A 9,738-nucleotide genomic window follows, 5' to 3' on the forward strand; every position below is an offset into this window, starting at 1 on the left:
GTCCAACACCGGTCAGTACCTGTAACAACCACATCACCTGTCACAACGACATCGGAGCACCGGCCGCGATCCCCACGAGGGGCGCGGTCGGTGCTCTTTCGGGGAGGAAGCGCATGCAGAGGCTCGCGGCCGACCGTGCCCGGCTGGTCGGGCAGAGGCTCGGCGACGGGCGCTATCGCGTCACCGGCGAGGTGACGCTGCCCGCGTCGCCGGAGCGGGTGCGCGCCTGCCTGACCGACGTGGCGCTGCTGCGGCGCTGGGCGGTCGGCGGCAAGGTCGGCACCCGGCTCAGCGGCGGCGACGGCCGCTACACGTTCCATTTTCGGATGAGCTCGGCGATGACCATGACGATGTACGGCGAGCTGCGCGTCGACGAGCCGCGCCGGGTGGTTCGCCACTACAGCGACGCCCGGCCGGGAAGCGATCCGGGCACCGGCCAGGAGCGCATCGTGGAGTACGTGCTCGAGCCCGCGCCGGCGGGCACCATCGTGCGCTGCGTCTACGAGGCGGACGTGCCAGGTCTCGGCGATCGCGGCGGCCGGGTGGTGGCCGATGCCGAGGCCGCGTCGCTTGCCCATTCCCTCGAGCGCCTGGCCCATGTGGCGGCCGGACGGCGGATGCCGTGGTGGCGGCGGGTGTTCGCCTTCGTCTTCCCGAAGTCGCCCATGCCGGTCTGATATCGGCCGAGCGCCGAGAGGGTCGGCCGGTACACCGTGTGGATGAGGTCGAGTACGCCCCCAGGGGGTCGTGTTCGGCGCGTCGGCGCGGATACCGTCGGGGCATGAGGGGTGAATCTCTGAAATCGGTACGAGCGTCGGAGTATCCGCGCCTCGCGATCGGGGGAGTGGGCTTCGTCGCCGCGAGTTCGGCCGCGGTGCTGGTGTTCTCGGCGAGCCGGTACGGCTTCTTCGGTGACGAGCTGTATTTCCTGGCGGCCGGACGGCGGCTGTCCTTCGGCTACGCCGATCAGGGGTTCATGCTGCCGGCGCTGGCGCGGCTCATGGACACTCTCGCGCCGGGATCGCTGCTCGCACTGCGTCTTCCGGTGGTCGTGCTGACGGTGCTCGCGGTGGTGTTGTCCGCCCAGATCGCGCGCGAACTCGGCGGCGGGCGCGCCGCGCAGATCCTGACCGCGCTCGCCTACTCGACCTCCTCGTTCCTGCTGTTGCAGGGCAAGGTGTTGAGCACCAACGCGATCGACACCGTGCTGTGGGTGGTGATCACCTGGCTGGTGGTGCGATGGGTGCGGACGAGGCGGGACGTCCTGCTGCTGGCCGCGGGTCTGGTGACCGCGGTGGACATGCAGGTGAAGTGGCTGATTCCGGTGTTCTGGATCGCGGTCGTCGTCGGGGTCGGCGTCTACGGACCTCGCGAGCTGTTGCGCAGGCCGCTGCTGTGGCTCGGTGGCGCGATCACGGTGGCGGTGACGATCCCGACGCTGCTCTGGCAGGCGCGCAACGGGTGGCCGCAGCTCGGCATGGCCGAGGTGGTGAGCGGCGAGCAGGAGTTCGTCGGCGGGCGGGCGCTGTTCGTGCCCCTGGCGCTGCTCATGGCGGGTCTGCTCGGCGCGCTGCTGCTCTGCTACGGCGTCTGGGCGTTGTGGACGCACGAGTCGCTGCGGCCCTATCGGTTCCTCGGAGTCGTGCTGGTGCTCGTGACGGTTGTCTTCCTGATCACGGGCGGACGCAGCTACTACGTGGTCGGGCTCTACCCGGTGGTGTTCGCGGCGGGCGCGGTGGCGGCGACCGGGCGAGTCGCCCGGCTCGGCGTTCGTCGTCGACGGTGGGCGCGGGGGGCCTGCGTGCTCGCCGTGGCGGCCTCGGTCCTGCTCGTGGCGTCGGCGGTCCCGTGGCAGGACGAAGCCGGTCTCGAGCCCGCCGCGAGCGTCGAGGAGGCCTCGCTGGGCATCGGGCTCTACGGCGAGTTCGGCTGGCCGGAACTGACCGAGGCGGTGGAACAGGCCGTGGCCGGCCTGCCGCCGGAGGAGCGGGCCACGGCCGTGATCGTCACCGAGGTCTACTGGCAGGCGGGCGCGCTCGACCAACTGGGTCGCGACCGGCTGCCCGCGGTGTACAGCCCGAGCCGGGGCTTCGGATATTTCGGCACACCGCCGCCGGAGGCGACGACAGCCCTGTGCGTCGGCTGGGACGACGGGCGACTCCGGCAGCGGTTCAGCACCGTCGAGCCGGTCGGCGCCGTGGACGTGCGGCTCGGCTTCCCGGGCGTCACCCGGGACGTGACGATCTGGAAGTGTGCCGGTCCGCTCGGAGGCTGGCAGGCCCAGTGGGACGACTGGATGCACCTGTGAGGCGGGTACGAGCCACCCGCCGCCGGCACTAGGCTGGGTCCATGACCGCAGGGCAGACCGAGATCTGGCACAACCCCCGGTGCTCCAAGAGCCGGGCGGCGCTGGCCCACCTGGACGCCACCGGCGCCGGCTACACCGTCCGCGACTATCTCGACCAGCCGCCCACCGCCGAGGAGTTGCGCGCCGTGCTCGACCGCCTCGGTCTCGAGCCGTGGGACATCACTCGCACCGGCGAGCAGATCGCCAAGGAGCTCGGCCTGGCGCAGTGGGGTCGCGCCCCGGAGGATCGGGACCGCTGGATCGAGGCGCTGACCGGGAATCCGAAGCTCATTCAGCGCCCCATCGTCCTCACCGCCGATGGCCGCGCTGTGGTCGCCCGCAGCGAGGAGACTCTCCGCGAACTCGGCTGACCAGGGGAAGTCCAATCGAACGCGTGCGTTCGTCCCCGTCGGATCATTCGGTAGCCGGTCCGCTTGCCGAACTCTGTGCCGATAAGGTTTGGTAAGCTCGCGGCGTGGCAGACGACCGCGCTCCGGCCGGGTGGCCGGCGATCGGCGAGGAGGCCCATCCCTGGTCCCTCGGCGATGCGGCCACGTCACGGACGCAGCGTCGCAAGCACTCCGGGGAGTATCGAGCCGCCACGGTGCCCGCCATCGCCCGGCAGCGCGTCGAGCTGCCCGCCGGCCTGTTGGTTGAAGCGGAAGAAGCGGCGAACACGCTTGCCCGCTTCGACGCCCATCGGGCGCTGGGCACCGAGTCCGGCCCGATGAGCGCCGTGCTGCTGCGCACCGAGAGTGCGGCCTCCTCGCAGATCGAGAACCTCACGGTCGGCGCCCGCAAGCTCGCGCTGGCCGGCCTCGGCGTGCACACCGATCGCAACGCGCGGATCGTCACCGCCAATGTCCGCACCATGGAGGCCGCGTTGGCGCTGAGCCGCGAGATCGACCGGGACTCGGTGCTGTCGATGCATCACGCGTTGCTGGCGGACTCCGACCCGGCCACCGCGGGGCGATGGCGGGATCAGCAGGTATGGGTCGGCGGCTCCGCGCTGGGGCCGCACGGTGCGATGTTCGTGCCCCCGCACCACAGCCGGGTGCCCGCGGCGATGGACGATTTCTTCGAGTTCGCCGCCCGTACCGACGTACCGGGATTGGTGCACGTGGCACTCGCGCACGCCCAGTTCGAGACGATCCATCCGTTCACCGACGGCAACGGGCGCACCGGCCGCGCGCTGGTGCACGCCATGCTGCACCGTCGGGGGCTCATCCGGCACGTGACGGTGCCGCTGTCGGCCGGGTTGCTCGTCGACACGCCCTCCTACTTCGAGGCGCTCACCAGCTACCGCGCCGGTGACCCGCTGCCGATCGTGCGGCAGTTCATCGACGCCACCTTCTTCGCCGTCGACCGCGGCGCGCGGCTCGTCGCCCGGCTGTGCGAGATCCGTGACCGCTACCGCGCCGCCGTCACCGCGCGCCGGGATTCGGTGGTGTGGCCCTTGATCGACCGGCTCCCCGCCCAGCCCGCGGTCGACAACGCCTACGTGCGCGCGAGCTTCGGCGTGACGGACGTGGCGGCCCAGCGCGCGATCGACCGGCTCGTCGACTCCGGCGTGCTGCGAGCGCCGAAATCCGCCGCGCGCAACCGGGTGTGGGTGGCCGAAGACATCATCCGGGTGCTGGACGAATTCGCCGAAGGAGCGCGCCGGGTGCGGGGCGGGCAGCGCTGACCAGAGGGCGGGCGTGGGGACGTACCACGCGGTAGGGTCCCGGAACATGATGGTTCAACTGCGCCACAACCCCGCCTCGGCCGTCGCCCGCTGCTTCCTGGCGGGTGGGGAGCCGATGCGGGTGCAGACCGGCGCGATGCTGGCGCATTCGGCGGGGGTGACGCTCCAGGCGCGGGCCGAGGGCGGGATCGTGGAGGGGCTCAAGCGGTCGATGCTGGCCGGGGAGTCGTTCTTCGTGTCCACCTTCACCGCGCCGCCACAGGGGGGATGGGTGGACGTGGCCTCGGCCCTGCCGGGAGACATGCTGAACCTGACCATCACCCCGGACCGGCCGTACTTCATCAACCGGGGCGGCTGGATCGCCAACTCCCACGGGGTGACCGTGGAGGGCAAGTGGGGCGGGTTCGCCAACCTGCTCGGCGGCGAGGGCGGCTTCGGCCTGCGCGCCCACGGCGAGGGGCAGGTGGTTGTCGGCGTGTTCGGCGCGATCGACGTCATCGATCTGCAGCCGGGTGAGCAGGTCACCATCGACACCGGCCACGTGGTCGCCTACGACCTGATGATGCACTACACCATCCGGCGCGCGGTCTCCGGCCGGTCGATCCAGTCGCTGAAATCCGGGGAGGGTTTCGTGTTCGATTTCGTCGGTCCCGGCCGGGTGCTGTTGCAGACTCGCAATCCGCGTGCCTTCGCCGCCTGGGCGGTGTCGGCCTCGGGCGCGAGGTGAGGCGGCGCGAGATGGTGCTTCCGCGTTCCCTGGCCACTTTCAACCGGCACGTCACCAACCGCGTCGCCATACCGCTGGCCGCCAAGCTGCGGCCGCTGGCGGTGGTGCGGCACAAGGGCCGCCACAGCGGCCGCGCCTACGAGACGCCGGTGCTGTGCTTCGACGACGGGCCGGTGCACCGCATCGCGCTGACCTACGGCCGTGACGTCGACTGGCTCAAGAACGTGCTCGCCGCGGGCACATTCGAGGTGAGCAGCAAGGGCCGCACCGTGCGGCTGACCGATCCCGAGGTGGTCGAGGACCCCTCGGCGTCCTGGGCGCCCGCGGGTGTGCGAACGGTGCTCGAGGCCGTCGGGGCACGTTTCCATCTGCGCGCCACGGAGATCGGCGCACCGGGCGAGGACTGAGGGCCCGACGCCGGGAGCCGCCGCGGTCAGCGCACCTCGTCGCCGAGATCCCAGTGCGCGGCGTGGTGCAGGGTGTCCGGCGTGAGCCCGAAGGTGCGCCTGCACGTGCGGGTCAGGTCGGTGCTGTCGTCGAAACCGGCGGCGCGCGCGGCGGCGGCCAGGTCGTCGCCGGAGCGGAACCGGGCGATGGCGATGCGCAGACGCAGCCAGAGGATGTACGGCCGCAACGGGATGCCGACCTGCTCGGTGAACAGGTGCGACAGCCTGCCGGGGGAGAGGCCGACCCGCTTGGCCACGTCGGCGCCCCGGATGGTGCGGTCGAGCACCAGCGAGGGCAGCAGGTGCAGGGCCTCGGTGACGGCGGCGTGCCGGTGCGTCGGGGCGATCGGCGTGGAACGCAGAGTCTGCACGATGGCGGCGACCTGCTCGGCGATGGGGGAGTCGGCCAGCGCCGGCGGCAGGGGATTGCTGTCGTCGGCCCAGCCGCCGCGATGGGCGTCGGCCGCCGCGGCGGCGCCCGCCGCGGTCTCCGGGTCGAGGTAGAGCGTGGCGCCCTCGGCGGCGGTTTCGATCCGGTAGGGCGCGTCGGCGGGCACGATCACCCTGGTGCCCTGATGGCGCACCCCGCCCGCGTCCATGACGGTGACCGGCGTGCGCGCGACCAGCATCTGCACCGTGTGGTGCGCGTGCAGAGCGGAGGGCTCGATGGGCCCGCCGAAGGCCAGGATGCCCGGCCGGAGCAGAGCCGTTGCCCAGCGGGGCTTTTCGTCGACGACCAGGGCCTTCTCCATCCGACGCTCCCGCATGCCGAGCACTCCGGGCCCGGAATTCGGACCCTGAGCACGAGAATATCCGGGGACACGCCTCCGGCGTGGTCGTTTCGGCGAGTCGGTCCACCCGGGGCGGCGATCGCTCATCCGTTGCGGCAGCGCCTGCTTCACCGCGGCGCTCAGCGATCACCCGCCAGCCGGTGATAGCAGCGGTGCCACAGCCACTCCACCGGACCGCGTTCGAACCGGCGCAGCCACACGTGCGCCGCGGTCACCACGATCGCCGAGACCAGCAGATACACGCCGACGGTGAACGGCACGCGCGCGTCCTCGCCCACCCGGGCCGCGAGCCCGAGTCCCCAGCCGTAGCACAGCGCCGAGGCCACCAGATTCTGGAGGATGTAGCAGGACAGGGCCGTTCGCCCGACCTCGCTCAGCCTGCGCCCGGCGAACCCCGGTCGCGCGCCGCGCACGTAGTAGCCCGCCACCAGCGCGAGCAGGCCGAGGGCGACCAGTGGCGCTGTGCCGTAGCGGGTGAGGACCAGCACCGATCCGCCGACGAGCATTCCGGCCAGCAGGTCGGCCACGGCCGCCAGCGCGCCGACGACCAGCAGCCGCCGGCGTAGGGCCGCGCCCTCGGGCCGGAAGACGCCACGCCGGTACAGCGCCGCGCCGGTCAGGAACAGCGCCACCGACATCGGGAAGATCACCAGCGGTTCCAGCCGGAACAGCGCGGCGTTGTCCAGCCGGAACAGCACCAGGTCCCAGAACGAACCGTGCGCATAGGGATTGGGCTCGAGCGGCCGCGGTTCCCCTGAGCCCGAACCGGAATCGGCCGCGAGCAGTGCCAGAGCGAACAGTGACAGCATCGCCACGTGTACCGCTGCCGCGCCGAGCAGCCACCGCCGCTGCGCCCGCTCGCTCGTGGCCAGCAGGAAGGCCACCACCAGACCGGTGACGGCATAGCCCATGAGCACGTCGAACTCGGCGACGAGCACGAAGTTCAGCACCCCGTCGAGGAACAACAGGCAGGCACGCCACGGATAACCGCCCGGCCAGCGGCGTCCGGCCCGCGCCGCCGAGGCCTGCTGGATCGCCAGGCCGATGCCGAACATGACGGTCAGCAGGCCCAGGAATTTGCCCTGGGCGAGCTGTTGCAGCAGCCGCTCCACCCACCCGGAGTCGGGGGAGCCCACGCGGTTCAGGTAGCCGATCATCCCCTCGGGATCGGTCATGATCCAGATGTTGGTGCCGAGGGTGCCGAGGATCGCCACGCCCCGCGCCACATCGAGCGCGGCGAGCCGACTCGGGGCGGGCCCGTGTGCGCCGTCCGGTGCCGGATCGGGAGCCCTCCCGGTCGTCCCGGTCGCCGTGGTGTTCTCGGTCGCCGTGGTCTTCTCTGGCGAGGTGGTGTTCTCGGTCGCGGCGGGGTTCTCGGGCACGCAGTCACTGTCGCACCGTGCGGCGCGGGTGTCGTCGCCCGCGCGGACCCGTTCGGCTACCCGTCGCGGGGGAGGCAGGCACCGCCGTCCGTCCACCGAGAGAACGACACGGATACCCGGTGGGAACGACCCGAACCCCGAGCGCGTGCGACGGCCCCGGGGGTGTCCCGATCGGACCGGACGCGGACGGGTACGCCCGCCGTGGCGGGCCGCGTCGCCTAGTCTCGTGGGTATGCAGCGCATCATCGGAATAGAGGTCGAATACGGCATCTCGACGCCCACGGAGCCGTCGGCCAACCCGATCCTCACCTCCACGCAGGCGGTCCTGGCGTACGCGGCGGCCGAGGGCGTGCCGCGCGCGCGGCGGACCCGATGGGACTACGAGGTGGAGTCGCCCCTGCGCGACGCGCGCGGGTTCGACCTGAGCTGGATGAACGGCCCGGCGCCGGTCATCGACGCCGATGAGGTCGGTGCGGCCAACATGATCCTCACCAACGGCGCCCGGCTCTACGTCGACCACGCGCACCCGGAGTACTCCGCGCCCGAGGTCGTCGACCCGCTGGACGCGGTCATCTGGGACAAGGCGGGCGAGCGTGTCATGGAGGCCGCGGCCAGGCCCGCCTCCCGCGTGCCCGGCCCGCCCCGGATGGAGCTGTTCAAGAACAACGTCGACGGCAAGGGCGCCTCCTACGGCACCCACGAGAACTACCTGATGAACCGGGACACCCCGTTCAACCAGATCATCGTCGGCCTGACGCCCTTCTTCGTCTCCCGGCAGGTGATCTGCGGGTCCGGCCGCGTCGGCATCGGCCAGTCCGGCGATCAGGCAGGCTTCCAGCTGTCGCAGCGCGCCGACTACATCGAGGTCGAGGTCGGCCTCGAGACCACCCTCAAGCGCGGCATCATCAACACTCGCGACGAGCCGCACGCCGACGCCGACAAGTACCGCAGGCTGCACGTCATCATCTGCGACGCCAACCTGGCGGAGATGTCGACCTACCTCATAGTCGGCACCACCGCGCTGGTGCTCGACCTGATCGAGGGGGGCGAGGACCTGTCGGACCTGCAGCTGGCCCGCCCGGACACCGCCGTGCACCAGATCAGCCACGACCCGACCCTGCGGGTGGCCGTGGCGATGGCCGACGGCCGCGAGCTGACCGGCCTGGCCCTGCAGCGGCTCTACCACGAGCGGGTCGCCAAGTTAATGGACCGTGAGGGCAACGACGACCCGCGCGCCCGCGACGTGCTCGACAACTGGGCGATGGTGCTCGACCTGCTCGAGCGCGATCCGATGGAGTGCGCGAATCTGCTCGACTGGCCCGCCAAGCTGCGCCTGCTCGAGGGCATGCGCAGCCGCGAGGGCCTGAACTGGGCCGCGCCCAAGCTGCACATGATGGACCTGCAGTACTCCGACGTGCGCCTGGACAAGGGCCTGTACAACCGGCTGGTGGCGCGCGGGTCGATGAAGCGGCTGGTCACCGAGCAGCAGGTGCTCGACGCCATGACCAACCCGCCCACCGACACCAGGGCCTATTTCCGCGGCGAGTGCCTGCGCCGCTTCGGCGCCGACATCGCGGCCGCCAGCTGGGACTCGGTGATCTTCGACCTCGGCGGCGACTCGCTGGTGCGCATCCCCACCCTGGAGCCGCGCCGGGGCACCAAGTCCCACGTCGGCAAACTGCTCGACGGGGTGGACAGCGCGGCCGACCTGGTCCGGGAACTCACCCACTGAGCTGCCCGTCGAACGGCCCCTGACGCGTCATCGGATCGGTTCCGATCGGCGGTCGAGATCACAGGGACAGACCGCACGAAAAGGCAACAGATCCGACATGGTGTCGGGGTCGCTGGGTAGTGTTGAAGGACGAGCACGCACATTGCGCATGATCGGAACCGTGCTCACCCCTGGCTCCGGTCATGATGAGAACACAGGAGGTCGGCTGCCATGGCACAAGAGCAGACCAAGCGCACCGGAGGCGGCGACGAGGACGACGGTGCCGTCGGCCCCGAAGCCGCCGGGCAGGAACGCCGCGAGAAGCTGGCGGAGGAGACCGACGACCTGCTCGACGAGATCGACGACGTGCTCGAGGAGAACGCGGAGGACTTCGTCCGCGCCTACGTGCAGAAGGGCGGCCAGTGACAGCGGGTGACCCGATGCGTCTCCACCCGGGGCACGCGCTTTCCTCGTTCACCGAACATCTGCGGACGCACGCCCCGGAACTGTTGTTGTCCAACAAGTTCTCGGCCATCGACCGCGCCCCCCCGGAGGGCCGGGGGGCCCGGGGGGGGGGGCAGGCCCCCCCCCGCCCCCCCCACCGCGCCGGGCGCGAACCCCGGGGGGGGGGGGGGGGGCCGCGGGCG

At 71.4% G+C, this 9,738-nt stretch carries 10 protein-coding genes and 1 pseudogene; 9 read left to right on the forward strand and 2 right to left on the reverse strand.

Translation table 11 applies throughout. The annotated features are described in order from the left end of the window. Positions 1-113 precede the first annotated feature (113 nt). The 6 genes from QH283_RS10590 (at position 114) to QH283_RS10615 (ending at position 5,168) form a co-directional block, all read left to right on the forward strand. The gene (locus QH283_RS10590) at positions 114-677 is read left to right on the forward strand and encodes an SRPBCC family protein (protein WP_280502847.1); all 564 of its coding nucleotides are present in this window, start codon (positions 114-116) and stop codon (positions 675-677) included. 104 nt (positions 678-781) lie between these two features. Then, positions 782-2,308: a glycosyltransferase family 39 protein gene (locus QH283_RS10595; RefSeq protein ID WP_280502848.1), complete on the forward strand. Its 1,527-nt coding sequence runs from the start codon at positions 782-784 to the stop codon at positions 2,306-2,308. A gap of 41 nt (positions 2,309-2,349) precedes the next feature. Beyond that, positions 2,350-2,718 (forward strand): arsenate reductase family protein, encoded by a 369-nt coding sequence (locus QH283_RS10600; protein ID WP_280502849.1) that lies wholly within the window; start codon positions 2,350-2,352, stop codon positions 2,716-2,718. Between the two features lie 104 nt (positions 2,719-2,822). After that, positions 2,823-4,034 carry a Fic family protein gene (locus tag QH283_RS10605; RefSeq protein WP_280502850.1) on the forward strand — a complete coding sequence of 404 codons (1,212 nt, stop codon included), beginning with the start codon at positions 2,823-2,825 and terminating at the stop codon, positions 4,032-4,034. 46 nt (positions 4,035-4,080) lie between these two features. Next, positions 4,081-4,761: a TIGR00266 family protein gene (locus QH283_RS10610; protein WP_280502851.1), complete on the forward strand. Its 681-nt coding sequence runs from the start codon at positions 4,081-4,083 to the stop codon at positions 4,759-4,761. A gap of 11 nt (positions 4,762-4,772) precedes the next feature. Next, positions 4,773-5,168: a nitroreductase family deazaflavin-dependent oxidoreductase gene (locus QH283_RS10615; RefSeq protein WP_280502852.1), complete on the forward strand. Its 396-nt coding sequence runs from the start codon at positions 4,773-4,775 to the stop codon at positions 5,166-5,168. Positions 5,169-5,194: 26 nt separating this feature from the next. Here QH283_RS10615 and QH283_RS10620 read toward each other — a convergent pair whose 3' ends face one another. Next, on the reverse strand, positions 5,195-5,959 hold the full coding sequence (locus tag QH283_RS10620; protein ID WP_280502853.1) for a helix-turn-helix domain-containing protein: 765 nt from the start codon (positions 5,957-5,959) through the stop codon (positions 5,195-5,197). A gap of 158 nt (positions 5,960-6,117) precedes the next feature. Continuing rightward, entirely contained in the window at positions 6,118-7,224 is a 1,107-nt protein-coding gene (locus QH283_RS10625) for a DUF418 domain-containing protein (RefSeq protein WP_280502856.1), read from the reverse strand. Between the two features lie 388 nt (positions 7,225-7,612). On the opposite strand from QH283_RS10625, the gene dop reads away from it, so the two are divergent. The 3 genes and pseudogenes from dop to QH283_RS10640 form a co-directional block, all read left to right on the forward strand. After that, positions 7,613-9,112, forward strand: a complete 1,500-nt coding sequence (gene dop / locus QH283_RS10630) for a depupylase/deamidase Dop (protein WP_280502854.1) — start codon at positions 7,613-7,615, stop codon at positions 9,110-9,112. A gap of 210 nt (positions 9,113-9,322) precedes the next feature. Continuing rightward, a complete protein-coding gene (locus QH283_RS10635) occupies positions 9,323-9,517 on the forward strand; it encodes a ubiquitin-like protein Pup (protein WP_280502855.1) in 195 nt (64 codons plus the stop codon). 14 nt (positions 9,518-9,531) lie between these two features. Then, positions 9,532-9,738 (forward strand): annotated as a pseudogene (locus tag QH283_RS10640) (hypothetical protein); the annotation flags it as partial.

It is taken from the genome of Nocardia farcinica, from assembly GCF_029867845.1.
Classification (GTDB): domain Bacteria; phylum Actinomycetota; class Actinomycetes; order Mycobacteriales; family Mycobacteriaceae; genus Nocardia; species Nocardia farcinica_A.